General features: G+C 59.0%; 30 protein-coding genes and 1 other annotated feature. Of the genes, 21 read left to right on the top strand and 9 right to left on the bottom strand.

Going from position 1 to position 25,652, the window contains the following annotated elements:
* Positions 1 to 140 precede the first annotated feature (140 nt).
* Positions 141 to 262, bottom strand: a sequence feature (Phe leader region).
* Positions 263 to 432: 170 nt separating this feature from the next.
* The 17 genes from ACE1BR_RS10915 (at position 433) to ACE1BR_RS10835 (ending at position 13,509) form a co-directional block, all read left to right on the top strand.
* Positions 433 to 1,044, top strand: a complete 612-nt coding sequence (locus tag ACE1BR_RS10915; protein WP_374870152.1) for an HAD family hydrolase — start codon at positions 433 to 435, stop codon at positions 1,042 to 1,044.
* 18 nt (positions 1,045 to 1,062) lie between these two features.
* Positions 1,063 to 1,341, top strand: coding sequence for a DUF6482 family protein (locus tag ACE1BR_RS10910; RefSeq protein ID WP_374870150.1), 279 nt, complete (start codon positions 1,063 to 1,065; stop codon positions 1,339 to 1,341).
* Positions 1,342 to 1,420: 79 nt separating this feature from the next.
* Positions 1,421 to 2,257 (top strand): hypothetical protein, encoded by an 837-nt coding sequence (locus ACE1BR_RS10905; RefSeq protein WP_374870148.1) that lies wholly within the window; start codon positions 1,421 to 1,423, stop codon positions 2,255 to 2,257.
* A gap of 103 nt (positions 2,258 to 2,360) precedes the next feature.
* Positions 2,361 to 2,933, top strand: a complete 573-nt coding sequence (locus ACE1BR_RS10900; protein ID WP_374870146.1) for a DUF3157 family protein — start codon at positions 2,361 to 2,363, stop codon at positions 2,931 to 2,933.
* Positions 2,934 to 3,122: 189 nt separating this feature from the next.
* A complete protein-coding gene (locus ACE1BR_RS10895; protein WP_374870144.1) occupies positions 3,123 to 3,779 on the top strand; it encodes an autotransporter in 657 nt (218 codons plus the stop codon).
* 181 nt (positions 3,780 to 3,960) lie between these two features.
* Positions 3,961 to 4,908 carry a YbgA family protein gene (locus ACE1BR_RS10890; protein ID WP_374870142.1) on the top strand — a complete coding sequence of 316 codons (948 nt, stop codon included), beginning with the start codon at positions 3,961 to 3,963 and terminating at the stop codon, positions 4,906 to 4,908.
* Positions 4,909 to 4,977: 69 nt separating this feature from the next.
* Positions 4,978 to 5,865 carry a MerR family transcriptional regulator gene (locus tag ACE1BR_RS10885; RefSeq protein WP_374870140.1) on the top strand — a complete coding sequence of 296 codons (888 nt, stop codon included), beginning with the start codon at positions 4,978 to 4,980 and terminating at the stop codon, positions 5,863 to 5,865.
* Positions 5,862 to 7,283, top strand: coding sequence for a deoxyribodipyrimidine photo-lyase (phrB, locus tag ACE1BR_RS10880; protein ID WP_374870139.1), 1,422 nt, complete (start codon positions 5,862 to 5,864; stop codon positions 7,281 to 7,283). Before ACE1BR_RS10885 ends, phrB begins: the two co-directional genes overlap by 4 nt.
* 1 nt (position 7,284) lies before the next feature.
* Positions 7,285 to 7,713 (top strand): nuclear transport factor 2 family protein, encoded by a 429-nt coding sequence (locus ACE1BR_RS10875; protein WP_374870138.1) that lies wholly within the window; start codon positions 7,285 to 7,287, stop codon positions 7,711 to 7,713.
* Complete coding sequence (locus tag ACE1BR_RS10870) at positions 7,710 to 8,444, top strand: SDR family NAD(P)-dependent oxidoreductase (protein ID WP_374870136.1); 735 nt, start codon at positions 7,710 to 7,712, stop codon at positions 8,442 to 8,444. Before ACE1BR_RS10875 ends, ACE1BR_RS10870 begins: the two co-directional genes overlap by 4 nt.
* Complete coding sequence (locus ACE1BR_RS10865) at positions 8,441 to 9,700, top strand: NAD(P)/FAD-dependent oxidoreductase (RefSeq protein WP_374870134.1); 1,260 nt, start codon at positions 8,441 to 8,443, stop codon at positions 9,698 to 9,700. Before ACE1BR_RS10870 ends, ACE1BR_RS10865 begins: the two co-directional genes overlap by 4 nt.
* A complete protein-coding gene (locus ACE1BR_RS10860; RefSeq protein WP_374870132.1) occupies positions 9,697 to 10,479 on the top strand; it encodes a DUF1365 domain-containing protein in 783 nt (260 codons plus the stop codon). Before ACE1BR_RS10865 ends, ACE1BR_RS10860 begins: the two co-directional genes overlap by 4 nt.
* Positions 10,479 to 11,735: a class I SAM-dependent methyltransferase gene (locus ACE1BR_RS10855; protein ID WP_374870130.1), complete on the top strand. Its 1,257-nt coding sequence runs from the start codon at positions 10,479 to 10,481 to the stop codon at positions 11,733 to 11,735. The genes ACE1BR_RS10860 and ACE1BR_RS10855 overlap by 1 nt, the downstream gene beginning before the upstream one ends.
* Before the next feature lie 2 nt (positions 11,736 to 11,737).
* On the top strand, positions 11,738 to 12,214 hold the full coding sequence (locus tag ACE1BR_RS10850; protein WP_374870128.1) for a DUF2878 domain-containing protein: 477 nt from the start codon (positions 11,738 to 11,740) through the stop codon (positions 12,212 to 12,214).
* Entirely contained in the window at positions 12,214 to 12,432 is a 219-nt protein-coding gene (locus ACE1BR_RS10845; RefSeq protein WP_374870160.1) for a TIGR02450 family Trp-rich protein, read from the top strand. Before ACE1BR_RS10850 ends, ACE1BR_RS10845 begins: the two co-directional genes overlap by 1 nt.
* The gene (locus ACE1BR_RS10840; protein ID WP_374870126.1) at positions 12,389 to 12,931 is read left to right on the top strand and encodes a chalcone isomerase family protein; all 543 of its coding nucleotides are present in this window, start codon (positions 12,389 to 12,391) and stop codon (positions 12,929 to 12,931) included. Before ACE1BR_RS10845 ends, ACE1BR_RS10840 begins: the two co-directional genes overlap by 44 nt.
* A 14-nt stretch (positions 12,932 to 12,945) precedes the next feature.
* Positions 12,946 to 13,509: a DUF3833 domain-containing protein gene (locus tag ACE1BR_RS10835; RefSeq protein WP_374870124.1), complete on the top strand. Its 564-nt coding sequence runs from the start codon at positions 12,946 to 12,948 to the stop codon at positions 13,507 to 13,509.
* Positions 13,510 to 13,582: 73 nt separating this feature from the next.
* Here the strand turns inward: ACE1BR_RS10835 and nqrM are convergent, their stop codons facing one another.
* The 9 genes from nqrM to ACE1BR_RS10790 all read right to left on the bottom strand — a co-directional run bounded on the left by nqrM (position 13,583) and on the right by ACE1BR_RS10790 (position 21,456).
* Positions 13,583 to 13,807, bottom strand: a complete 225-nt coding sequence (nqrM, locus tag ACE1BR_RS10830; RefSeq protein ID WP_005338668.1) for a (Na+)-NQR maturation NqrM — start codon at positions 13,805 to 13,807, stop codon at positions 13,583 to 13,585.
* Between the two features lie 9 nt (positions 13,808 to 13,816).
* Positions 13,817 to 14,854, bottom strand: a complete 1,038-nt coding sequence (locus ACE1BR_RS10825) for an FAD:protein FMN transferase (protein ID WP_374870122.1) — start codon at positions 14,852 to 14,854, stop codon at positions 13,817 to 13,819.
* A gap of 3 nt (positions 14,855 to 14,857) precedes the next feature.
* Positions 14,858 to 16,081 carry an NADH:ubiquinone reductase (Na(+)-transporting) subunit F gene (nqrF, locus tag ACE1BR_RS10820; RefSeq protein ID WP_374870120.1) on the bottom strand — a complete coding sequence of 408 codons (1,224 nt, stop codon included), beginning with the start codon at positions 16,079 to 16,081 and terminating at the stop codon, positions 14,858 to 14,860.
* Positions 16,082 to 16,113: 32 nt separating this feature from the next.
* Entirely contained in the window at positions 16,114 to 16,710 is a 597-nt protein-coding gene (gene nqrE, locus ACE1BR_RS10815) for an NADH:ubiquinone reductase (Na(+)-transporting) subunit E (RefSeq protein ID WP_374870118.1), read from the bottom strand.
* 3 nt (positions 16,711 to 16,713) lie between these two features.
* Positions 16,714 to 17,346, bottom strand: a complete 633-nt coding sequence (locus ACE1BR_RS10810; RefSeq protein ID WP_374870116.1) for an NADH:ubiquinone reductase (Na(+)-transporting) subunit D — start codon at positions 17,344 to 17,346, stop codon at positions 16,714 to 16,716.
* Complete coding sequence (locus ACE1BR_RS10805) at positions 17,339 to 18,127, bottom strand: Na(+)-translocating NADH-quinone reductase subunit C (RefSeq protein WP_374870114.1); 789 nt, start codon at positions 18,125 to 18,127, stop codon at positions 17,339 to 17,341. Before ACE1BR_RS10805 ends, ACE1BR_RS10810 begins: the two co-directional genes overlap by 8 nt.
* On the bottom strand, positions 18,117 to 19,346 hold the full coding sequence (locus tag ACE1BR_RS10800; protein WP_374870112.1) for an NADH:ubiquinone reductase (Na(+)-transporting) subunit B: 1,230 nt from the start codon (positions 19,344 to 19,346) through the stop codon (positions 18,117 to 18,119). The genes ACE1BR_RS10805 and ACE1BR_RS10800 overlap by 11 nt, the downstream gene beginning before the upstream one ends.
* 3 nt (positions 19,347 to 19,349) lie before the next feature.
* A complete protein-coding gene (locus tag ACE1BR_RS10795) occupies positions 19,350 to 20,693 on the bottom strand; it encodes a Na(+)-translocating NADH-quinone reductase subunit A (RefSeq protein ID WP_374870110.1) in 1,344 nt (447 codons plus the stop codon).
* A 448-nt stretch (positions 20,694 to 21,141) separates the two neighbouring features.
* Positions 21,142 to 21,456: a BolA family protein gene (locus tag ACE1BR_RS10790; RefSeq protein ID WP_374870108.1), complete on the bottom strand. Its 315-nt coding sequence runs from the start codon at positions 21,454 to 21,456 to the stop codon at positions 21,142 to 21,144.
* A 204-nt stretch (positions 21,457 to 21,660) separates the two neighbouring features.
* On the opposite strand from ACE1BR_RS10790, the gene ACE1BR_RS10785 reads away from it, so the two are divergent.
* From ACE1BR_RS10785 to ACE1BR_RS10770, 4 genes are all read left to right on the top strand, one after another.
* Positions 21,661 to 22,794: a methyltransferase gene (locus ACE1BR_RS10785; protein ID WP_374870106.1), complete on the top strand. Its 1,134-nt coding sequence runs from the start codon at positions 21,661 to 21,663 to the stop codon at positions 22,792 to 22,794.
* Between the two features lie 18 nt (positions 22,795 to 22,812).
* Positions 22,813 to 23,397, top strand: coding sequence for a YajG family lipoprotein (locus tag ACE1BR_RS10780; RefSeq protein ID WP_374870104.1), 585 nt, complete (start codon positions 22,813 to 22,815; stop codon positions 23,395 to 23,397).
* A 2-nt stretch (positions 23,398 to 23,399) separates the two neighbouring features.
* Positions 23,400 to 23,975, top strand: a complete 576-nt coding sequence (locus ACE1BR_RS10775; protein ID WP_374870102.1) for a peptidylprolyl isomerase — start codon at positions 23,400 to 23,402, stop codon at positions 23,973 to 23,975.
* A gap of 175 nt (positions 23,976 to 24,150) precedes the next feature.
* Complete coding sequence (locus tag ACE1BR_RS10770; protein ID WP_374870100.1) at positions 24,151 to 25,530, top strand: MFS transporter; 1,380 nt, start codon at positions 24,151 to 24,153, stop codon at positions 25,528 to 25,530.
* Positions 25,531 to 25,652 lie beyond the last annotated feature (122 nt).

Raw genomic sequence — 25,652 nt, 5'->3', positions numbered from 1 at the left:
CGGGCGACCTCGATACTGAGCGTCTTGCGCTTGGCCAGCAGGGCAAGCAGCTCCTGATCCAACCGGGTGATGTCTTCTCTGATCTCGTCGAGCGTGGCCATGATGGTTCCCTATCCTAATTAATCAATTGATATTGCTGCAAAAAAAAGCCTCCGCTAGGGGAGGCTTGATTCGTCTTTGCTTTCTGTTTACACGACGACAGGCCTTCCCTCAAGCGGGCCGGATAAACGAGAAAGCAAAGAAGAATGTCGCTTGCATGGTCTTGATCCTCATATTAACGCCTTAACCATTAAGGGATTTACTGCTGCGATGCAAGTAAAACTTGCCCGCGCCCTGCGATGGGGGCAGGGTATCCGGTTAAGTGGCGGGAGTATGTCTGGCTTTATTCGAAGCCAATATCCCGCCCGTTTTTCTGCACATCAGGAGGCCGGGATGGCGATTATTTTCGATTTGGGACGGGTGGTGGTGAGCTGGGATCCGGTCGGCATAGTGAGCTCGGTGCGCGGGTCGCAAGGGGCAGCCCAGTTGGCGGAGCGGCTCTTTCACCATCCGGATTGGCTGGAGGTGGACCGCGGCACCATGTCGCTGCACACCATGGCCCGCCAGGCGGAGAGCCGGACCGGTCTGAGCGCCGCAGAAAACCTGGCGATTTTGCAGGCGGTGCCCCCTTCGCTGCAACCAGATCCCGCTATGCTCACCTTGATGGCCGAACTGCACAGTGCGGGCCATTCGCTCTACGCCCTCTCCAACATGGGGCATGCCAGCATCGACTGGCTGGAGCAGCATCAGACGTTCTGGCGCTTCTTCAGCGGCAAGGTGGTATCGGCGCGAGTGCGGATGATGAAGCCGGAGCCGGATATCTACCGCTACCTGCTGGTGTCATTCGATCTGAAACCGGCAGAGTGCATCTTCATTGACGACAGCCCCGCCAACGTCGCGGCGGCAGAGGCCCTTGGCATCAAGGGGATGGTTTTCACCGACGCGGCACGTTGCCGCCAGCAGCTGGTTGGGCTGGGCTGTTTGCCCGCGATCGGCAAGGGGTAATGCCCCTTTGGGAGGATTATGGAGCATAGCCGGTTTCGCAATTGGCTCAGCCACTATCCCGAGGCGACCCTGATCATCGCCTGCAAGGATGGCAGTGGTTATCAGCTCTGCATCGAAGCGGAAGGGGAGTGCCTCTGTCTGACCGATAGCGAGGGGGCGCGTTTGACCTTCACCTCGCTGGATCAGGCGCAGGGTTTTTTGCGCGCCCATCAGGTTCATCAGGCCAGTTTGCGAATTTATGACGCACAAAATGAAGATGTGACGGCAGAATCACAGGAGATAATCATTAAGTTTTAATTTTAACCAGAATTTTTAAGGGCCCATTCAGCTTTTTTGCCGCACAATAGCGCACCTGTTCATCATCGGGAGCTGTTCAATGGGTGCCAATGTTGTTGTACTGAATCAAGGATATGATCACTCTTTTCAAGCTAGGGAACAGCTGTTGATCGAGCAGCTGGCGAGTTTTGACGAGCTGATTGTCTCTTTTTCGGGGCGGTTGGAATCCTGCTACAGCATCGATCTGTGTCGTGCCAGCGGCGTCAAGATCCGCGCTATCACCCTGGATAATCCGACCCGCAGCCGCAGTGAAATTGCGCGTACCCGTCGTTATTGCCAGCGCTATGGTATCGAGCACTGGATCATCAAGACTGACGAGATCGTCTTCTGTGATCGCTTGCCTCACATCGATGGGCTGATTGATCCGGCGCGTCGGTTGTATGAGTTTGTACAAGAGCGTGCCGATTGGGCGCGTTTGCCTCTGCTGATCCCGGATGCCGCGGAAGAAAAAGAGGCCTATCTGGCCCATTTCGGCTCCCTTCCGGCCAATACCCTCTGGCTGTTTGCTGATAATGGGGTGACGGGTCGTGATTTCCGCTACGGCTTCAACAAGCGCGAGCTTGGTCGCTGGGGCAAGGGGAGCAACGGTTGTCTGAGCAAGCGCTTCTCCAATCCGAAACTGCTCAAACAGCGCTATCTGCGGATGGTGGATCAGGCGGAGCAGATGCTGGCCGATATGGGGCTCGACGAGGCGCAGGTCTTTTTTCATACCCTGTGCGACTGCACGACCACCCTGGCCAGGGTGCGGCTGCCCGAACACCAGCGGGCCCGGGCGTTTGATATGCAAGCAGATATTCTGTTGGCGCTAAAAGGCACCGAGTTCGACCTGGTGACCCTGGATATGGTCCAGAAAGAGCGGCACGAACTGGCTATCTAGCCTGCCGCTGAGTGGCTTGGCCAGAACGTGAGTGCTGTCATAGGCAAGAGGCGAGGCGACTGTTTATACTGTCGCCCTTTCACCCGTTATCGAGCGTCCCTTTATGAAACCCTTTTCCCGTCTGCTGGTCGCCCTCTGCCTCTCCCCCGTATTGGCACAGGCCGCCCCTCTCTCTCAGGTGACCTTGCCTGATGGCCGCCAGGTTCAGCTCAATGATGACTTTACCTGGGAGTATCTGGTGGTCAAACCGGCCGAGCAGGTCAAGACAGTGGCGGACGGGGTAAACGCGGGGGCCGTGGTTGCGGTGGCGGCACCTGTGCTGACCGAGCAGGCCAAAGCACACCCCGAACTGCTGTCACAGGCGGCGCGCGAAGGGGTCGTGGTCAAGCTCGACAAGATTGACGCGACTGATCCACTGGCGGTGACCTTCGTGGTCAGCAATACCGGTAGTCGCAATGTGGTGGGGGTGCGGGGCTGGGTGACCCTCTTTAGTGAGCAGGGCGTACAACTAAGCCGCCAGGAAGCACGCTTCTGGGTCGCCGAGAACCGCCTGCCCGAGACCTATCTGCGCAAGGGGCAGGCGCGTCCATCGCGGGTCATCGAGATCCCTCGTCCCGCCGGATTGACCGGTCAGCCGCTGGTGCGGGTCGAAATTGACGAGGTGGTATTCCGCTGATTTACCGCCTGTCCGGCCCGGATTCACTGTCTGGGCCGGTAACTTGTTACCACTGACACCCCCTGCAATATCTGCTTACATCTGACATCCTTCTGCAACAGCTTGCCACTCGGTGATCAGGGAACTTCGCCGCACAATGACGCCATACCAGCTCGTTAGCAACGGGCCCAATCACATGGAGTCAACATCATGAAAAAAGTAACCGTATCTCTTCTGGTTCTGGCCGGGTTCGCCTCTACTTCCGCCATGGCGCAGGATGCTTTCAGCTACGCCAAGGGGGGTCTGACTTGGGCTCACACCAAATCCGACTATCTCAAGTCCGATGCGTTCGAGGGTGCCTTCTCGCGTGATAATGGTGGTACACGTAATTTCAATGGTATGACGCTGGATCTCTCCACCTCTTTTGCCGACCACTTCTATGGTCGCCTGCTTTCCGAGGGTACTGCCGCTCAGGATGGCAACGACAGCATGGGTATCGCCAGCCTGGGTCTGGGTGTTTTCACCCCGCTCAGCACTGGCTTGAACCTCTATGGTGAAACCGGTGTGATGGGTTACACCATGGAACGCGAGTGGAAGACCAACGTGGACAACAAGGGCTGGGATACCATTTTGCGTAAAGACGGTGGCAGCATGTACGGTGAAGTGGGCCTGCGCTACGACATCGGTGACATCGAGCTCTCCACTGCGTACCGCTACGCCAACATGACCGGCGATATGCATGACTTCAAGGTGGGCGGCGCCTACAAGCTCAACCAGAACTGGGCACTGACTGCCGACTACACCTACCGCAAGTGGGATGTGCAACAGGGCTCTATCTCCAGTGTGGGTGTGAAGTACAGCTTCTAATCCCCCTTCCCGTAGTCCGTAGTGTCTTGGTTTTGGCCCATGGCGTTTGCCATGGGCTTTTTTGTTTTTCCGGTGATCCTCTTTTTCTCCTTGTGTCGTATCAGTTGGCAATAGTTATACAACTTCCATTTATTTGTATAACTGCTATAACTGAATCAATGCTTATACAAGGAGTGCCATCATGTACAAGATTAAAGTCGGTATCAGTGCCTGCCTGCTGGGACAAGAGGTGCGTTTCGACGGGGGCCACAAGCGCTCCAGCTTCTGCGAACGGGATCTTGGCGCTCACTTTGACTACCACCCCGTTTGTCCCGAGATGGCTATCGGCCTCGGGGCGCCCCGCGCCGCCATCCGGCTGGTCAAGCGCCATGGCGAGATCCGCGCCGAGGCGAGCAACGGCAGCTTCGATGTCACCGAAAAGCTGATTGCCTTCAGCGAGCAGAAAGCGCGCCAGCTCGACTTTATCTCCGGCTACATCCTCTGTGCCAAATCCCCCAGCTGCGGCATGGAGCGGGTGAGAATTTATGGTGCCAACAACGAGGGGAGCGCCAAGGAGGGGATCGGCCTGTTTGCCAAGGCGCTGATGGAAGCGAACCCACTGTTGCCGGTTGAAGAGGATGGCCGCCTGTGCGACCCCATCCTGCGCGAGAACTTCGTGCTGCGGGTCTTTGCCTACCACGACTGGCAGCAGTTCTGCGCCCGCGGCATCACCGCCTCTGCGCTGATCCGCTTCCACTCCCGCTACAAGTATCTGGTGCTCTCCCACGCCACCACCCACTACCGCATCCTCGGCAAGCTGCTCGGCAATCTGGGCAAGTCCGCCAACTTGCAGGAGGTGGCCGACAACTACATCAAGGGGTTGATGGCTGCACTGACCTTGCGGGCCAACCGCCGCAGCCACACCAATGTGCTGATGCACCTGCAGGGCTACTTCAAGCGGGTGCTGACCCCGGCCCAGAAGCAGGAGCTTGCCGATACCATCGACAAGTACCGCACCGGCATTTTCCCCTTGCTGGTGCCGCTCACCCTGATCCGCCACTACCTGCGCGAGTACCCCAATTCCTATCTCGCCGAGCAGGTTTATCTCAATCCGCACCCCGATACGCTCAAATTGCGTTACGGGCTCTGAATCCGTTCTGTTGCCCCGGCGCAGGCCTTGCGTCGGGGTGCTTCACCCCTCTGTTTGATGGACGTTGTCATGTCTGATTTATCGCAACAAGTTGCCCCTCTGCCTGATGAGGGGATCTACCCCATTCGCGAGGTCTCCCGCCTCACCGGCGTCAACGCCGTGACCCTGCGCGCCTGGCAGCGCCGCTACGGTCTGGTGCAACCGGCCCGCACCGAAAAGGGCCACCGCCTCTACAGCGAGCAGGATATTCGCCAGATCGGCGAGATCCTGAGCTGGCTGGAGCGGGGGGTGAGCATCGGGCAGGTGAAGGGGCTCTTGAGCGAACCCCATTCCGAGCCGGTGAGCGATCACTGGCAGCAGACCCTGGAGCAGTTCAGTCAGGCGCTGCTCGCCTTTAACCAGCGCAAGGCGGAGGCTGAGCTGAGCGACCTGCTGGCAAGCTACCCGTTCGAGCTGGTGTGCAGCCGGGTACTGCAACCGCTGGTGGAACGGCTGCTGGGGCTGTGGCGCGAGCGGCCCGATGGCGAGCTGCTGCAACAGGTGTGGCTGGGCTGGCTCCATACCCGCTTCGCCCGCCACCTGATCGAGCAGGAGAAGGGCGTGCCGGTCACGCTGGCTAGCTGGGGACAGGTCGGCCCCCTCGATCTGGTCTGGGCTGCATATGAGCTGATCGGTCAGGGCTATGAGGTGCAACTGCTGGGGGCGGTGGAGCCCCGCCATGCCAGCTTGCTGGAAGGACGTGCTGTTACCCCCTGGCTGGTGCTGCTGGGGGCCGGCCTTGGCAAGCAGGATCTGGCCGCCGGGTGGCCCGCCAGTACCCGCTTCTTTGGTGAGCTGGGGCGCCTCTACGATGGTGAGTGGCTTAACGCCCACGGTTGGCAGGCGAGCCTTGCCGAGCTGATGGCGCAGACGCCTGCTGCGGGTGGCACCAGCGGACGCGGGAGGAAAAAGTCATGAAACTGGTCTGGTTTCGCACCGATCTGCGCCTTGCCGACAACCCGGCTTTGCGGCATGCCTGCGCCGGTGATGAGCCGGTCGCCGCGCTCTTTATCGTCTCTCCCACCCAGTGGCGGCAGCACAAGATGGCCCCCATCCGTCAGCGCTTTATGTTGGCACAGGTGGATGAATTGGGCCGCGAGTTGGCGGCGATCGGCATTCCGCTCCATCTGCTGCGAGTGGAGACCTTTGCCGAGGTGCCCGCAGCGATGGCTGATTTATGTCGCGAGTTGGAGGTGACCCAGATCTATGCCAATCAGGCTATCGAGATCGACGAGCAGCGCCGCGACCATGCCGTCAGCGCCGTGCTGGCAGAGCAGGCGGTGACTTGTCACTGGCTCAACGGCTGTTGCGTATTGCCGCCGGGGCGGGTGCTGACCGGCTCGGGTGAGATGTTCAAGGTGTTCACCCCCTTCAGTCGAGCTTGGCTCAAGGCACTCGATGAGGATGGATTTGTCATTCATCGCGCCCCTGCGCCCCGTGGCGAGCCGCTGCCGTGGCAGCCGCTGGCCGAGCGGCACTTCGTCGATGCCGCCCTTGGCGAGCTGACGGCAGACCCCCGCTGGCCGGTGGGGGAGGCGGAGGCCAGCCGCCGTCTGAATGACTTTCTGGAGCAGGCGGTGCTCGACTATGGCGAGACCCGGGATTTTCCCGCCATCGCGGGTACCTCCGTGCTCTCCCCCTATCTGGCGGCGGGCATCATCAGCCCGCGCCAGTGTGTGGCGGCGCTCCAGCAGCGGCTTGGCTATCGGCCCCAGTCGAAGGCCCAGCCCGGTTTTGTCTGGCTCAATGAGCTCATCTGGCGCGAGTTCTATCGCCACCTGCTGGTGCTGATCCCGACCCTCTCCATGAATAGGCCCTTCAAACCGGAGACGGCGGCCCTGCCGTGGAGCTGGGATCCGGATGCCTTCGCCGCCTGGTGCGAGGGGCGCACCGGCTACCCCATCGTCGATGCAGCGATGCGCTGTCTCAACGCCACCGGTTGGATGCACAACCGGTTGAGAATGATAGTGGCGAGTTTTCTTACCAAGGATCTCCATATCCACTGGCGGCTCGGGGAGGATTACTTCATGAGTCGGCTCATCGATGGCGATCTGGCGGCCAACAATGGCGGCTGGCAGTGGGCGGCGGGCACAGGTGCCGATGCGGCGCCCTATTTCCGGGTCTTCAACCCCACCACTCAGGGGCAACGATTTGATCCACAAGGGGAGTTTATCCGTACCTGGGTAACTGAACTTGCCGATATTCCCGCCGCTTATGTGCATCAGCCCCACGACTGGCTGCGGCTCAAGAGGCGGCAGGATTATCCGGCCCCCATGGTGGATCACGCCGTTGCCCGGGTGAGAGCCATCGAGATGTTTCGCTCTCTGGAGAAATAGGATGAACGAGCCGCTGGCACGCTTTATTGGCCTCTATCAGCAACTGGACAAACAGCAGTTGCACCGCTTGCCCGAGGTCTATGCCGAACAGGTGGTCTTTACCGATCCTGCCCACCGTATCGAGGGACTGGTGGCCCTTGGCGACTATTTTGCCGCCCTCTATCAGCGCCTCGCCTACTGTCGCTTCGTCATCACCAGTCAGCAGCAACAGGGGCAGCAGGCTTGGCTCGGCTGGACCATGACCTTCTCCCACCCCAAATTGCGTGGTGGTGAGCCGGTGACGGTGGAGGGGGCCACCCGCCTCGAGTTCGACGAGGCGGGCAAGGTGTGCCAGCACCGTGACTATTTTGACCTTGGCGCCATGCTCTACGAGCAGTTGCCGCTGCTCGGGCCCGTGGTGCGCACTATCAAGATGAGGCTCGGCACATGAGCGGCCGGGTGCTCATCACCGGGGCAACCTCCGGTATCGGTCACCAGCTGGCGCTCGATTACCGGCGGGCAGGCTGGCAGGTGTGGGGTTGTGGTCGCGATAGCGAACGGCTGCAGGCGCTGGGGCTTCATGGCGTCACGCCGCTGCAGTTCGATGCCAGGGATCTGGCCGCAATGAACGGGATAGCCGCTACGCTGCCTCCGTTGGATCTGCTGATCCTCAACGCAGGCAACTGCGAGTACATGGATGTGGCCGAGGGGTTTGACAGCGAGCTGTTTGCCCGTGTCATCGACACCAACCTGACCGCCACCGGCCATGCGCTGGCCGCCTTCCTGCCGCTGCTGGGGGCGGGATCACGGCTGGCCATCGTCAGCTCGTCGGCGAGCTGGCTGCCGCTGCCGCGAGCCGAGGCCTATGGCGCCTCCAAGGCGGCCCTCGACTATCTGGCGGATACCTTGCGCCTCGATTTGGCCAGCAAAGAGATCGGGGTGACCCTTGTCCGCCCCGGCTTTGTCCAGACGCCGCTGACCGCCAAAAATGATTTTCCCATGCCCTGTCTGGTGACGGTGGAAGAGGCCTCCCGCACCATCATGGACGGGCTGACCGCAGGTCGTCACCAGATCCACTTTCCCCGCCGTTTCATCTGGTTGCTGCGCCTGCTTGGTGCGCTGCCGGTGGGACTCTGGCTGCGCCTTGGCCGCGCACTCGTATCGAAAGGACGCCATTCATGAAGAAAAAGATCGCCATCGTCGGTTCAGGGATCTCGGGACTCACCGCCGGTTTTCTGCTCCACAAACTCCATGACATAACCCTGTTCGAGGCGGCGCCGACCCTGGGTGGCCACACCGCCACCGTCGATGTGGATCTGGCTGGTCGCAGCTATGCCATCGACACCGGCTTTATCGTCTTCAACGATCGCACCTACCCCAACTTCTTGAAGTTGCTGGCGCGGATCGGCATGGCGCGGCAACCGGCCGAGATGAGCTTTTCGGTAAAGAGTCCGGAGGGGCTGGAGTATAACGGCCACAACCTCGACACCCTGTTTGCCCAGCGCAGCAATCTGCTGAGCCCCCGTTTCTACGGCTTCGTCGCCGAGATCTTGCGTTTCAACCGGGAGGCGCGCGCCTGGCTAGCGGATGGTCAACATCAGGGCGCTGGTCCCGAGCTGACCCTGGGGGATTTTCTGCTGGCGGGGGAGTTTAGCGACTACTTCGCCCGCCACTACATCTTGCCGATGGGGGCGGCGATCTGGTCATCGACCCTGGCCGATATGCGCGCCTTCCCTCTTGGCTTCTTCCTGCGCTTTTTTGCCAATCACGGCCTGCTCGATGTGGCCAATCGTCCCCAGTGGTACGTGATCCCGGGTGGCTCGCGGGAATATATCGGCCCCCTTACGGCGGGTTGGCAGTCGCAGATCCGCCTAGCCTGCCCGGTGCAGAGCGTACGGCGGGACGCGGACGGCGTGGTGATCCAGAGCAGTTACGGCGAGGAGCGGTTTGACGAGGTGATCTTCGCCTGCCACAGCGATCAGGCGCTGGCGCTGTTGGCTGATCCCGGCGAGCGGGAGCTGGCTATTCTCGGCGACATGCCCTATCAGGCCAACGATGTCTGGCTTCACACCGATGTGCGCTGCCTGCCCACCCGCCGCAAGGCATGGGCCAGCTGGAACTATCAGCTCGATGGCAACGACGAGGCGCGGCCGCTGGTGAGCTACAACATGAACATCCTGCAGGGGGTGAACTCGCCGGAGCCCTTCTGCGTCAGCCTCAATCCCAAAGGCAAGGTGGATGAGAGCAAGGTGCTGCGCCGCTTCGTCTACCACCATCCAGTGTTCAATCAGGCCTCCATTGCTGCCCAGCAGCGGCGCGCTGAGATCTGCGGCCAGCAGCACACCCACTTCTGCGGCGCCTACTGGTACAACGGCTTCCATGAGGATGGGGTGCGCAGCGCGCTGGATGTCGCCCAGCGCTTCGGGGCCGAGTTATGAACGGCGCCACCGTGGCCACCGAACATGGGCGTGCCGACGAACTGGCCAGTATCACTAGCTCCATCTGGCAGGGTTCGGTGCGCCACCGCCGTTTTGCGCCGCGGGCCCACGCTTTCTCCTACAGCCTCTTTATGCTGGGACTGGATCTCGACGAGCTGCCGCAGCTCGATCAGGGGCGCTGGTTCGGAGTAGAGAAGGCGGGGTTGCTCTCGTTTCACCGCCATGACTATCTCAAGGGCAGCGAGGGGAGCCTCAAGCAGGCGGTGTGGCAGAAGGTGAGCGAACTGGGTGGCGATGCCGACCCAGAGGGACGGGTGCTGCTGCTCGGCAATGTGCGCTGTCTGGGGTTCTACTTCAGCCCGGTCAACTTCTACTTCTGCTACCGGCAGGGAGAGGCGCGTTATCTGTTGGCGGAGGTGTCGAACACCCCCTGGAACGAGCGTCACTACTACCTGCTGGATTTGGCGGCGCTGGCCCCCCATGACAAGGATTTTCACGTCTCCCCCTTTATGGGGCTGGCGATGCGTTATCACTGGCGGATCAGGCCGCCCGCGCAGGAGACACTGATCCATATCGAGAGTCATCCCGTATCCGGTGAAGCCAAGCTGTTTGACGCTACGTTGGCGCTGCACCGCGAACCGCTGTCGCGCAAGGGGCTGGTGGCCCTGCTGGCCCGCTGGCCATGGATGACCATGAAGGTGCTGCTCGGGATCTACTGGCAGGCCCTGCGTCTTTTTATCAAACGAACACCAATATTTACCCATCCGGAGAGCCGCTAATGGAACTTGCTCAATCTACCCTCTCAGCCTCATTCATCGATAAAAGTGCAAGGCAATTGCTGCTCAAACTGCTGGGTCGTCTCGAACATGGCCAGCTGCTGCTGTGGGATGGCGGTGAGCGCCACAGCTTTGGCGTCGCGGGTACCGCTCTGCATGCCGAACTGGTGGTGCAGGATCCCGCCTTCTATCGCCGTCTGCTGCTGGGGGGCAGCATTGCCGCCGGAGAAACCTGGGTGGAGGGGCTCTGGACCAGCCCGGATCCGGTGGCGCTGGTGCGGCTGCTGGCCCGCAACCTGACCCTGCTCGACTCCCTCGAGCGGCGCCTCGGCTGGCTCAGCTTCCCCTTCAACAAGGTGCGCCACTGGCTCAATCGCAATACCCTGACCGGCTCGCGCTCCAACATCGCCGCCCACTACGATCTCGGCAATACCCTCTATCAGGGTTTTCTCGACAGTCATATGCAGTACTCGAGCGCCATCTATCCGAGCGCCGAGGCCACGCTGGAAGAGGGGCAGCAGGCTAAGCTGCGCACCATCTGCGAGCGGCTGGCGCTGGGGCCTGACGATCATCTGCTGGAGATCGGCACCGGCTGGGGCGGCCTCGCCGTCTATGCCGCCCGCCACTATGGCTGCCGGGTGACCACCACCACCATCTCCCGGGCTCAGCACGACTATGCCAAGGAGTGGATTGCGCGGGAGGGGCTGGGGGATCGCATCACCTTGCTGCTGGAGGATTACCGAAAACTGGAGGGCACTTATGACAAGCTGGTCTCCATCGAGATGATTGAGGCGGTGGGCCACGCCTTCCTGCCCGACTATTTCCGCCAGCTGTCACGGTTGCTCAAGCCCGGTGGTCGTCTGCTCATCCAGTCCATCACCATCGCCGATCAGCGCCACGCCCAATATCTGCGCGGGGTCGACTTTATTCAGCGCTACATCTTCCCCGGTGGCTGCCTGCCCAGCGTCTCCCAGATGGCGGGGTTGCTGGCGCGGGAGACCGACATGCAGCTGGTGCGATTGCACGATCACGGCCATCACTATGCCCGCACCCTGGCTCACTGGTGCGAGCGCTTTCTGGCGCTGGCGCCCGAGCTGCCCAAGCTCGGTTACAGCCAGGATTTCATCAGGCTGTGGCACTTCTACTTCGCCTATTGCGAGGGGGGATTCTGGGAGCGCAGCATCAGTCTGGTGCAGCTGGAGGCCGCCAAGCCGGGGCCTGCTGGCTGGTCGGGTGATGTGCCAGTAAGCGGTCACTGACCATGTGGCAGTGGGCTCACCTGCTGGGATTCAACCTCTACTGGTTGCTGGCGGTGAAGTGGCAGCAGCCGGGCCCGCTGCTGGTGATCTTGCTGCTGCACTTTCTCTTCTCACCCAGCCGCCAGCGTGACTGGCGGCTGCTTCCCATCGCGGTGGCCGGCTGTCTGCTGGATGCCCTGCTCTGGCAGCTCGGCTTGTTCCGCTTTCCCGCCGGTTTTCCCCTCTGGCTGGTGCTGCTCTGGCTCGGCTTTGCCCTGACGCTGGGCCATTGCATGCGCTGGCTGCTACGTCTGCCCCGCTGGCAGCAGGCGCTGTTTGGCATGGTCGGTGGCACCTCCTCCTATGTGGCGGGGGCCGCCATGGGGGCTGTACACTTACCTTGGGGCATCGGGGTCAGTGCTGTGTTGCTGGCAGTGATCTGGATGTGGTGGTTACCCGTACTCCTGTGGGTAATGGTCAAGCTGGAGGGTGAGTCATGATGAACTCCTTTTCGACCGACACGCTGCTTTTTTCCAAATGGACCAAAGAGAGCCAGCACGAGCTGACGGATCGCTTCTATCTGGTGGTTGCCTGCCAGCGGAATGCGCAGGGTCAGTTGGTGCAGGTGGTGATGCAGGATATCAATACCCTGCAGGAACAGGAGATGGACTGGCATGAACTGGAAGACCCCAACCACTGGCATATGGGGTGGAGTTAGCCTCCACCTTGCCGCACTGAGCCTGCTCGTCGCTACGACCAGCGACGCGGCAACGCCACCCTGGCAGCAGCTGCGTCCGGTCGGACAGGGGCAGATGAACTGGCTCTGGTTCAAGCTCTACGATGCCACCCTCTATAGTGCGAGCGGGCGCTATCAGCCCGGCCACTACCCACAGGCTTTGACCCTTACCTATGCCAGATCCATCGAGCGGGACGATCTGCTGAGCGCCACCGCCGCCGAGTGGCAGCGACTCGGCGTGGGGAGCGATGCCGAGCGCAAGCAGTGGCTGGAGCAACTCGCCGCAATCTGGCCGGATGTGGCTGCGGGCGATCGGCTTACCTTCTATGTCGATGAGGAGGGGCATGGTCACTTCTGGTGGCAGGAGACGCGCCTTGGTTCCCTCGACGATCCCCGATTTTCCGCCGCCTTTCTCGCCATCTGGCTGGCTGACAACAGTCTGGATCCTGCACTGACCCGCCGTTTGCGCGGCCAATCCTGATAGTGGAGTCTGCCATGCTGTGTATCCCGTCGTTGTTACGGCCTCTGCTACCCGGGCGGCGTCTATTTGTATTGTGCCTCGCCCTGCTGCTCAGTGGTTGTGGCGCCAGTCTCGACAGTTATCGGGGCCTGAGTCCGGCGTGGGATCTCGCCCGTTTCTTCAATGGCAAGCTGGTGGCCCACGGTCTGGTAACTGACCGCAGCGGCGCAGTGACCAGTCGCTTTCGGGTCGAGATGGTAGGCCATTGGCAGGGTGACAAGGGTGAGCTGTTCGAACAGTTCTATTTTGACGATGGTCGCCAGCAGACTCGCACCTGGCATCTGAGCAAGGGGGCGGATGGCCACTGGCGCGGTACGGCATCGGATGTGGTAGGGGAAGCAGTGGGCAAGAGTGAAGGGTTTGCTCTCAACTGGCGCTATCAACTCGATCTGGCGCTGCCGGATGGCAAAGTGGTGCGGGTGAGCTTCGATGACTGGATGTATCTGCTGGATGAGGATCGCCTGATCAATCGCGCCGCCATCAGCAAGTTCGGTATCCATCTGGGGGAGGTGATCCTCTATATCGAGCGTCAGCCCTGACGGCTAGTGCAAGATAACGCCCAGTAAAAAGCGCGCCGATGGCGCGCTTTTGTTTACCGAAAGGTCAGGGCCATCAGATGATCCGGTTCTCTTCCAGCATCTTGCGACGGGCCTCTTCCTTGGCCATCTTCTTCTTGCGGTTGTCACAAGGTTCGGGGCAATCGCACTCTTTCTCGATGCCGACGCTACCCAGACCGCCGCAGGAGCCGGAGATGGTCTTCTTCTGGAAGATGTAACCGATAGCCATGGCGGCTATCACCAGCATGAATACCCCGAAGGTGATCAGAAAAATCTGCATCTCTACCTCTTACTTCTTGACCAGATAGGGCTTGAAGGCCTCGGAGTAGGCCTCTTCAAAGCCCTTGTCGGTCTTGGTGATCACGAAGATCGCCAGGCCTCGCTCTTTGGCATAAGCCAGACTCTTCTCGGTACCCATCACCATAAACACGGTGGCCAGCCCGTCTGCGGTCATGCAGGAGGGGTGGATCACGGTGACCGACACCAGACGGTGCTGGATCGGTTTGCCGGTGCGTGGATCTATGGTGTGAGAGAAGCGCTGGCCATCCAGTTCATAGTAGTTGCGGTAATCGCCGGAGGTTGCCACCCCGTTGTCACCGGGAACGATCACCTCTTGTACCGTGCCGGTGCCTGCGGTGGGTTTCTCGATGGCAACGCGCCAGGGGTGACCCTTGCCGTTGACGCCATTGATCCGCAGTTCGCCGCCGATCTCCACCAGATAGTTGCGCGCCCCGAGGGACTCCAGATACTCGGCGACCTTATCGACACCAAAGCCCTTGGCAATGGCGGAGAGATCGACGTAGAGATCCGGAATGTCTTTTTGCAGGGTATCGGCATCTACCGAGGTCACCACGTGCAGGTTGCCCAGACCGGTCTTCTGGCGAGTCTGGGTGATCAGCTCGTCGGAAGGGATCTTGGTCGGTTTCTTGTCCGGGCCAAAGCCCCACAGATTGACCAAGGGGCCGACGGTGACGTCCAGCGCCCCCTGGCTCTCACGGCCAATGTGAATGGCCTCTGTGACAACCCGAGCGGTGTCACGGGACACCACGATCGGGGTGGCACTGCGATGCTGGTTGAAGCGCGACAGTTCGGAATCGGGGCGATAGGTGGACATCTGATCGTTGACCCGCTCCAGCAAAACATCGACCTCGGCCTGAAACTTGGCCGGATCGCTGATGACGTTGTCCGCCACCTTGATGGAGTAGTAAGTGCCCATGGTGCTACCGGTGATGTGGATCTCCGGTTTGGATTGGACCGTTTCCTGACCGCACCCAGTCAAGAAAAAGGCTAGCCCGAAGGCTAGCCAGGTCTTTACAACACTGTGCATGGATTAACCACCAAAGTCATCCAACAGGATGTTTTCGTCTTCAACGCCCAGATCTTTGAGCATGTTGATGACGGCAGCGTTCATCACCGGAGGTCCACACATGTAGAACTCGCAATCTTCCGGCGCTTCGTGGTTCTTGAGATAGTTCTCGTAGAGCACGTTGTGGATGAAGCCGGTGTAGCCGTCCCAGTTGTCTTCCGGTTGCGGATCAGACAGGGCGACGTTCCAGGTGAAGTTCTCGTTCTCGGCGGCCAGCATGTCAAAGTCTTCGACATAGAACATTTCGCGCTTGGAACGGGCACCGTACCAGAAGCTCATCTTGCGTTTGGAGTGCAGGCGACGCAGTTGGTCAAAGATATGGGAGCGCATTGGCGCCATACCTGCACCACCACCGATGAATACCATTTCGGCATCGGTCTCTTTGGCGAAGAATTCGCCGAACGGACCGGAGATGGTCACCTTGTCGCCAGCCTTCAGGCTGAAGATATAGGAGGACATCTGTCCCGGAGGGGCAGTCCAGTTGCTGGGCGGCGGCGTAGCGATACGCACGTTCAGCATGATGATGCCGAACTCTTCCGGATAGTTGGCCATGGAGTAGGCACGGATGATTGGCTCATCGACCTTGGACTCCAGCTCAAAGATCTTGAAGCGATCCCAGTCACCGCGATACTCCTCGGGAATATCGAAGTTCTTGTAGTGCACGTGGTGAGCCGGGGCTTCGATCTGGATATAACCACCGGCGCGGAACGGCACGCTCTCGCCATCGGGGATCTGCAGCTTGAGCTCCTTGATGAAGGTGGCCTTGTTATCGTTGGAGATAACAGTACATTCCCACTTCTTCACCCCGAAGATCTCTTCCGGCAGTTCGATATCCATGTCGGAGCGAACGGTAACCTGACAGGCCAGACGCTCGCCATGACGGGCTTCGCCCTTGCTGATGTGATCCAGTTCGGTCGGCAGAATGTCGCCGCCACCGGATTTCACCCGTACCTTGCACTGACCACAGGAGCCACCACCACCACATGCGGAGGAGATGAAGATGCCGTTGCCGGCCAGCACGCCGAGCAGCTTGCCACCGGCCGGGCTGGTCACAGCCTTGGCCGGGTCACCGTTGATGCTGATTGTCACATCGCCCGCGGTTACCAGCTTGGACTTGGCGAACAGAATGACTGCCACCAGTGCCAGCAGGATCACGGTAAACATGACCACACCCAAAATAATTTCCATCTATCGTTCCTTTCTGATTGCAGGAAAGCCGATTACAGGGAGATACCAGAGAAGGACATAAAGCCCAGCGCCATCAGGCCGGCGGTGATGAAGGTGATGCCCAGACCGCGCAGGCCTTGTGGAACATCGGAGTACTTCATCTTCTCGCGGATACCTGCCAGCGCAACGATCGCCAACATCCAGCCTGCACCGGAGCCCACGCCGTAAACTACAGATTCGACGAAGTTGTAGTCACGCTGCACCATGAAGGAGACGCCACCGAAGATGGCGCAGTTCACGGTGATGAGCGGCAGGAAGATGCCGAGGGCGTTGTAGAGAGCCGGGAAGTACTTGTCCAGCGCCATCTCCAGGATCTGTACAAGTGCTGCAATCACACCGATGAAGGTGATGAAGCTCAGGAAGCTCAGATCCAGACCGGATACCAGAGCGCCATCTTTAAGCACGTAGTTGTAGATCAGGTTGTTGGCAGGAACCGCGATGGTCTGCACCACAATAACGGCAATACCCAGACCCATGGAGGTCTTTACCTTCTTGGACACCGCCAGGAAGGTACACATCCCCAGGAAGAAGGAGAGTGCCAGGTTTTCGATGAAGATCGATTTAATCAACAGACTCAGATAGTGTTCCATACCTTAATCCTTCGCCTCCACCTGCTTGGGATCCTTGGTGCGAACGCCCCAGATGATCAGACCAATGATGAAGAATGCACTCGGCGGCAGCAGCAGCAGGCCGTTGGGCACATACCAGCCACCGTTGTTCACCAGCGGCAGCAGCTCGATGCCGAACCAGGTGCCGGAGCCCAGCAGTTCACGCACGGTCGCAACGCTCAGCAGAATGGCGCCATAGCCCAGACCGTTGCCGATACCATCCAGGAAGGAGGGCAGCGGGGCGCTCTTCATGGCATAGGCTTCAGCACGACCCATTACGATACAGTTGGTGATGATCAGACCCACGAACACCGACAGTTGCTTGGAGATGTCATAGGCGTAAGCCTTGAGCACCTGGTCAACCACGATAACCAGTGAGGCGATGATCGCCATCTGCACGATAATCCGCACGCTGTTGGGGATATGGTTGCGGATCAGGGAGATGAACAGGTTTGAGAAGGCGGTGACCGCCATGACCGCGAGGGTCATTACAAACGCAGTTTTCATCTGGCTGGTAACCGCCAGTGCAGAACAGACACCCAGCACCTGCAGTGCGATGGGGTTGTTGCCCAGCACAGGCGTCAACAGCAACTTCTTCATTTCGCTCTTGTCAGCCATTGTTGATTTCTCCTGCACGAACCTTGGCCAGGAAAGGACCAAAGCCCTTGGGACCCATCCAGAAGTCGAAGGTATGCTGTACGCCGTTACCGGTCAGGGTCGCGCCGGACAGGCCGTCGATATCATGCTCGGAACCTTCCGGGGCATGGCCTTTGATGACGCGCAGCGCCGGCATGCCATCCTGATCGAACAGTTTCTTGTCCTTGAACAGTGCCTGCCAGGCCGGATTCTCGATTTCGCCACCCAGACCCGGGGTTTCACCGTGGTCATAGTAGGTGATGCCCTTGATGGTCTGGCCATCAGCGGCAACGGCGACGAAGGCATACATTGTCGACCACAGACCCTGACCGTAGATGGGCAGGATGATGCTGTCGATTTTGCCTTCGGCATCTTTGGCGAAGAATACCGGGATCTGCTTGGAGATCTGACGCAGGCTGGCCTTGTCGTCAGCGGCGGCAAGACGGATGCTGCGGGCCGGATCTTTGGCGGCCAGCTTGGTGTCGAAGTTGTCGGCATCGCCGTCAACAAAGTCACCGGTGGTCAGATCCACCAGACGGGCTTCGATCTTGTCGCCATACAGCTTGGCCAGATCGCGTTTGGCTACATCGCTCACGTCCACACCGGCTACGGCGAGGATGTTGCTCTGCTTGTCGAGCGCCTTGTTTTCCTGCTGGGTAGAGCGCAGGCCCACGGCAGCAACGGATACCACGATGGAACAGGCCAGACAGAGGCCGGTTACCACGCTGACGGTGCCGAGGGTTGAATCTTTATTAAACGCCACGTGCAATCCTCCGCTTGATGTTTGCCTGAGCGACGAAGTGGTCAAACAGGGGAGCAAACAGGTTCGCAAACAGAATGGCCAGCATCATGCCTTCCGGGAACGCAGGGTTGACCACGCGAACCAGCACGACCATCACGCCGATCAGTGCGCCGTACCACCACTTGCCCTTGTTGGTAAAGGCAGCGGAGACAGGGTCGGTTGCCATGAAGGCCATACCGAAGGCGAAGCCACCCAGAACCAGATGCCAGTGCCACGGCATGTTGAACATGGGGTTGGTATCGGAACCGATGACGTTGAACAGCAGGGAGGTGGCGATCATACCGATCATCACGCCGGCGATGATGCGCCAGGAGGCGATGCGCATGTAGACGATCATGGCTGCACCCAGCAGGATCATCAGGGTGGAGACTTCACCGATGGAACCCGGCAGGTTACCCAGGAAAGCGTCCATCCAGCTGATTGCCTGGCCGGTTGCACCGTTGATCAGCGACATCTGGCCACCTTGGGCCCACTGGCTCAGGGCGGTTGCGCCGGAGAAGCCGTCGACGGCAACCCAGACTGCATCACCGGAGATCTGGCCCGGGTAGGCGAAGAACAGGAACGCACGACCCGCCAGGGCCGGGTTCAGGAAGTTCTTGCCGGTACCACCGAACACTTCTTTAGCCATCACCACACCGAAGGTGATACCCAGGGCAGCTTGCCACAGGGGCAGCTCGGGCGGCACGATCAGGGCAAACAGGATGGAGGTCACGAAGAAGCCTTCGTTGATCTCGTGCTTGCGTACCATGGCGAACAGTACTTCCCAGAAACCACCGACCAGGAACGCGGTCAGGTAGATCGGGAAGAAGTGGGTGGCACCGATCATCATCTTGCTGCCAATACCGGCAACAGCGGGATCGAGGGAGGCACCCAGCATGGTCGCCAGCGCATATTGCCAGCTGCTGGCACCCGCAGTGGTGCCCAGATGGGCAATGGCGGCAATCGCCTGGTTGCCCACGTTGTACATGCCCCAGAACATGGCCGGGAACACGGCCAGCCACACCATGATCATCATGCGCTTCAGATCGAGCGCATCACGGACGTGAGCAGCATTGCGGGTAACGGTACCCGGGGTGTAGAACAGGGTGTACGCCGCTTCGAACAGGGCGTAGTACTTGGAGTACTTGCCGCCCGGCTCAAAGTGATGTTCCATATTTTCAAGAAGTTGCTTGAAACTCATCGCTTAACCTTCCAGTTCAATCTTGGTCAGGCACTCACGCAAGATCGGGCCGTACTCAGTCTTGCCGGGGCAGACAAAAGTACAGAGCGCCAAATCTTCCTCATCCAGCTCCAGGCAACCCAGTGCTTGCGCACCGTCGGTATCGCCAGAGATCATGTCCCGCAGCAGCAGGGTTGGCAGGATGTCGAGTGGCATCACCCGCTCATAGCTGCCGATCGGCACCATGGCACGGTCACTACCGTTGGTAGTGGTGGTGAAGTTGATCAGCTTGCCCTTCATCAGATGAGAGAGGGTGGTGCGAGTGATCGAGAACTTGTTGGCACTGGGGTTGATCCAGCCCAGGAACTCTTTCTCGCGACCTTCACCCAGCACGCAAACCTGATTGTGGTAGCGACCCAGGTAGTCGTGAACCCCTTCGGCTTTGGCACCACTCAGCAGAGAACCGGAAATGACGCGGTTTTCATCGGCACGCAGCTCGTTGTTGGTGAGCTGGCTGATGCAGGCACCCATACGGGTACGCAGCAGACGTGGCTTGAGCACGTTCGGACCTGCCAGCGCGATCACCTTGTCGGTGCAGATCTCACCGGTGGTGAACAGCTTGCCGAGTGCGATCACATCCTGATAGTTGATGTGCCACTGCACCTTGGTGTTGCTGACCGGATCCAGGAAATGGATATGGGTACCAGGCAGACCGGCAGGGTGCGGACCGACGAAGATCTCTTCCTTGACCTGAGCCAGCGGAGAGTGGGGCAGACTGCCTTCGCCTTTGCAGACGTAGACGGCGCCGTCGGTCAGGCGAGTCAATACGGCCAGACCATCGAGGAACGCCTGAGACTGCTCCTTGATAATCAGCTCGGCATTGGCTGCCAGCGGGTTGGTGTCCATTGCAGTGACAAAGATGGCGCGCGGGGCAGTGCCTACCGCGGGAACTTTGCTGAATGGGCGGGTGCGCAGGGCGGTCCATTGGCCGGAGGCGAGCAGGATCTCCTGCACTTTGCTGCGCTCAAGCTTGGCCAGCTCTGCAGAAGCAAAATGCTCGAAGGTCACCTGTTCATCAGAGCCGTCGAGGTCGATGACCACGGACTGGAGAACACGTTTGGCACCACGGTTGATCTCTGAAACGACGCCGGTGGCAGGAGCTGTGAATTTAACGCCCGGATTCTTCTTGTCTTCGAAGAGATCCTGACCTTTGATGACGCGATCACCTACTTTGACGAACATAGTAGGTCGCATCCCCACAAACTCCTCGCCCAGTGTCGCAACACGGGTGATGGCGGGGCCATCGTAGATTACTTGCTCTGGCGCACCCAGTACGGGGATGTCCAGTCCTCTTTTGATTGTAATCATACTCAATTGCACTACCGTTACGGGAGAGGTTGGTTAGCGCCGAGAAATACATCACGACGGGTGGTTGAATGAGTCGATGTTGTGGTTGCGCCTGATGGTCAGGCCCAACAATTATTCAACATGCGAGGTCACTCAAAAGCGCCTGAGTTTACCACTTAAGGTGCATTTTTTTCCATGCAAAATGGGCAAAATCCCTGTGCCATCACAAAATTAACCTGCAATGAATAATGCCCAAACCCCTTGTAAGTAGTGGTTTTAAAGGTTTTTTTATTTTATTACCCCTATAGGGGTAATTTGGTGTGAGCTAACGACAAGTTAGAAAAAATAATCTGGTAAAAAACCTGTTTCGATGGGTCTTTTCGGTAGAAACGAGCAGTTTTTGTTTAATTTCTGTGTGCTTGTCACCCATGGCGCAATGTGTGAGCGCCATGGGCGACAAGCGGAGCGATCAGGAGAACGAGGGCTTGCCGACACAACTCGGGGTGCGCGGGGCATGGCCTTTTGCCTGCCATTCACTTTCTGTGTAGGTATGCAGTGCCAGTGCATGGACGGCACCAGCCAGTTCGTCGGCTAGAATAGCGTTGACCTGACGATGGCGGGCCAGCAGGCGCTGTCCGGCAAACTGCTCACTGACGATGATGACCTTGAAGTGGCTCTCCGAGCCCGGCTCCACCCGATGCATGTGGCTCTCGTTGATCACCTCCAGCACGCTGGGGGAGAGGGCGGTGGCCAGCTTGGCCTCAATCTGTTGTTGAATGGTCATTGGTCTGCTTCCAGAGTGAATGTCGGGCCATTCTATCGGCAGTCGCGAGATGGAATAAGCCCCTTGAATGGAGAGATAGCCGCGCTGAATTGCCTGATTGGCGCTCTTCCAACTGGTGAAATTCCTTGGCCTCGCTAGAATAGCGCCACTTTGCGTCGCCCCTGGCGCCCGTTAAATGAATCAAGCCGAGGTTGGACTCTTTCTATGCAAACCCTTCTCGACATGCCCCATTGCCAGCTCAGGCTCTATCGCTATCCGCGTCTTGGCCAGGAGACCCTGCAAGCCTGGGATGCGGCAGACGAGTATCTGATCAGTACCCTGGCGGAGTCGCCGCTCGAGCAGGCAGGCCCCGTCATAATCATGAACGACAGCTTCGGGGCGTTGACCGCCTTTTTGCACGCCCATGCCCCTTGTTGCGTGACCGATTCCTACATCAGTGAGCGCGGGATCCTGGCCAATCTGGCCGAGAACGGACTGGAAACTGGCGGCATCACGCTGCAGGATGCGCTGGCGCCGCTGCCCGATGCCCCTGCGCTGGTGGTGATCAAGGTCTCTAAATATCAGGCGCTACTGGAGCAGCAACTGCTGGCACTGCGGGATGTAGTGACACCTGCGACCCGGGTCATTGCCGCTGGCAAGGCCAAGGATATTCATACCTCCACGCTCAAGCTGTTCGAGAAATATCTGGGCCCGACCCGTACCTCGCTGGCCTGGAAAAAAGCGCGCCTCATTCACTGTGAGCCGCAGGCAGAGCGGCCAGCGCTGTCCAATCCCTTCCCGACCGTGTGGCCGCTGGAGGGAACTGACATGCTCATTCACAACCATGCCAACGTTTTCTCGCGCACCAGTCTCGATATCGGTGCCCGCTTTATGCTAGACAACTTACCCATTCACAGCGCCCGCAAGGTGATCGATTTGGGCTGTGGCAACGGGGTGTTGGGACTTTCGCTGCTGGCAAAAGACAGCGAGGTCGAGGTGACCTTTATCGATGAATCCTATATGGCGGTCGCCTCGGCCCGGCTCAACGTCGAGCACAATCTGCCCGATGCCATGCCGCGGGCCCGCTTTATGGTCAACAACTGTCTCGACGGCGTCGCGGTCGGTTCGGCGGATCGGATCCTCTGCAATCCGCCCTTCCACCAGTTGCAGGCGATCACTGATCATATTGCCTGGCAGATGTTCAGCGATGCGCACCGGGTGTTGCCTCAGGGGGGTGAACTCTGGATAGTAGGCAACCGTCATCTGGACTATCACAACAAACTCAAGCGCTTGTTTGCCAACGCTCAAGTCGTTGCGTCGAACAGCAAATTCGTTATTTTGAAAGCCATTAAACGCTAAAGCCAAAGGAAAACCATGATGAAAAAGTCACTCTTGCTGCTGGCCGCCCTGATGCTGGGCGGGTGTGCCACTCATTGGCCGGAGACAGCGCTGCTCAATCCGCAGGTGATCCCCGCCAACCAGCAATACTACTCTGGCAATCGCATCACCATGGAAGGGGTAGACAAGCGTGAGGCCGCCTATGTCTTCTCCATCAAGCACAAGGAGAAGGCGCCGGTGCTGGTCAATAGCGAGCGTCCACTCAATCTGCTGATGGCCGAGCGGTTGGCGGAAGGGTTGCGCAGCCAGGGTCTGACCGTTGCCAACAGCGGTACCACCAACCTGACGCTGGTCATCTCCAATGCAGCGGTCAATGTGGAAGAGAAGACCTTCACCTATGTCACCAAGTCTCGTGTCAGCTTGCAGGTAATCGCCGATTTCCAGGGCAATCGTCTGACCAAGCAGTTCAACATGTCTTCCAGCAAAGAGAGCCCGAGCGAGCCGAGCATGGCCGATCTGGAGTCCACTCTGAATCTGCAATTGGGTAGCGTACTGCAGCAGATCATGGCGGATGATGCATTGCGCGGTTATCTGAAGGGTCAGCCGAACGGCGCAGGAGTCTGATAATGAAAAAACTCTGGTTGCTGGCCATGCTGATCGCGCCATTGGCGTTCGCTGGCCCAAAAGTGAGGATGGAGACCAACCACGGCAATATCGTGGTGGAGCTGGCATCAAAACAGGCACCGCAGACGGTGAAAAACTTCCTGCGCTATGTGGCTGATGGCAGCTACGACGGCAGCATCTTCCACCGGGTGATTCAGGACTTCGTGGTGCAGGGGGGCGGCTATAACCAGCAGTTCCAGCAATTGCCCGCCTATGAGCCGGTAGCCAACGAGTCTCGCGGTGGTCTGCCCAACAAGCGTGGCACCATTGCCATGGCCCGTACCCAGGCGGTCGATAGTGCCACTCGCCAGTTCTACTTCAATCTGGTTGACAACAATAACCTCAACGCCAATGCCGGTGCCGGTTATACCGTGTTCGGCCAAGTAGTGCAGGGGATGGAGGTACTCGACAAACTGGCTCAGGTGCAGACGGGTTACAGCTCCATTCTGCGGGCCAACGATGTGCCGACCAGCCCCATTATCCTGAAGAAGGTAGTGTTGTTGGCGGAAACGCCAGCGGACAAAAAAGCGGGTAAATAATCCTCGTCAGGCACAGGCCATCGGCCACGTCCGGTCACGCTAGCATGCAAGGCTCATCCCGTTCGGGATGGGCCTTTTCTCTACCTGCGCTTATTTCATCCTATCTCCCAGCTTGCCTTGGCTATCGTTCATCAACCTGCCAAAATGACGCACTTTTCCAAGATTCGTCAGGTAGTTGAACATGATCCGCAAGCCGAGCTGGCGAGAGTCCCTCGCCGTTTACCTCGAACCCAGAGTGCTGATCCTTTTTGCCATGGGCTTTTCATCGGGTCTGCCGCTATTGCTGGTCTTTGGCACTCTCTCTTACTGGTTGCGAGAGGCGGATGTCAGCCTGACCGATATCGGCTACATGAGCTGGGTGGCGCTGGCCTATGGCTTTAAATGGTTGTGGTCACCACTGGTGGATCGCATGCCGTTGCCACTGCTCTCTACTTTGCTGGGGCGTCGCCGCAGCTGGATGTTTTTCTCCCAACTGCTGATCGCCGGGGCGCTGGTCGGCATGGCATTTTGCGATCCCAAAAGTGGTTTGACCCAGTTGGCGCTATTCGCTTTGCTGGTGGCGTTCGCCTCGGCGACTCAGGATATCGTGATCGACGCCTATCGCATCGAGTCGGCACCGGAGCGGTTGCAGGCTGCGATGGCGGCCTCCTACATGACCGGCTACCGACTTGCCATGATCATCGCCGGTGCCGGTGCGCTGGCGCTGGCAGCCTGGTTTGGCAGCAACAGCCATTACGACTACCGGGGCTGGCAGATCACTTATCTGGTGATGGCCGGTCTGATGTCACTCGGGGTGATCACCACCCTGTTCTGCCACGAACCCGATATCGACCTGGCAGGGCAGGGCCGGCAACAGGCAGAACGCAAGGCACTGTTGCTGGGGAAGGGGTGGCCCAATCTGCTGGCGAGTGTTGGAGCCTGGGGTTATGAGGCGATCTGGAGCCCGTTTGCCGACTTCTTTCGTCGCTATGGCAGTTCGGCGCTGCTGATCCTGGCGTTGATCGCCTGCTATCGGGTTGCCGATGTGGTGATGGGCGTCATGTCCAACAGCTTCTATGTGGATATGCAGTTTAGCAAGACCGAGGTGGCCACCATTACCAAGGTGTTTGGTGTCATCATGACGTTGGTTGGCGCTGCATTTGGGGGCGTGCTGGTGATGCGCTTTGGCACACTCCGGATCCTGTTTCTCGGGGCTCTGCTCACCGCCAGTACCAATCTGCTGTTTGCCCTGCTTAATCAGGTAGGCCACAACCTGGAGTTACTGACCCTTATCATCTCGCTGGATAATCTCAGTGCCGGTATCGCGGCAGCGGCCTTTGTGACTTACCTCTCAAGTCTTACCAATGTTGCATTTTCGGCAACTCAGTACGCGCTGTTTAGCTCGGTGATGTTGTTGTTGCCCAAATTGTTGGCCGGCTTTTCGGGGCAAATTGTGGAGCAGATTGGCTACAGCGCCTTCTTTATCGGGACGAGCATCCTGGGATTGCCGGTATTGTTGTTGATTGTGCTGGTGGCGAGAAAGGGAAAAAAGCTGCTCTCAGTGGCAGATAAATAGCAAGGGCTGGCACATAGCCAGGGGTGATTAGATTCACAATTCCGGATAAAGTTCCAGATAAGTTGTTTCACCTAATATTTTATTTGATTAGAATTCCTTTCGCTCCTTGTGGGCAGGCTACG

The sequence above is a fragment of the Aeromonas sp. MdU4 genome (genome assembly GCF_041929505.1).
Classification (GTDB): domain Bacteria; phylum Pseudomonadota; class Gammaproteobacteria; order Enterobacterales; family Aeromonadaceae; genus Aeromonas.
This window is presented reverse-complemented; position numbering and strand designations above follow the sequence as displayed.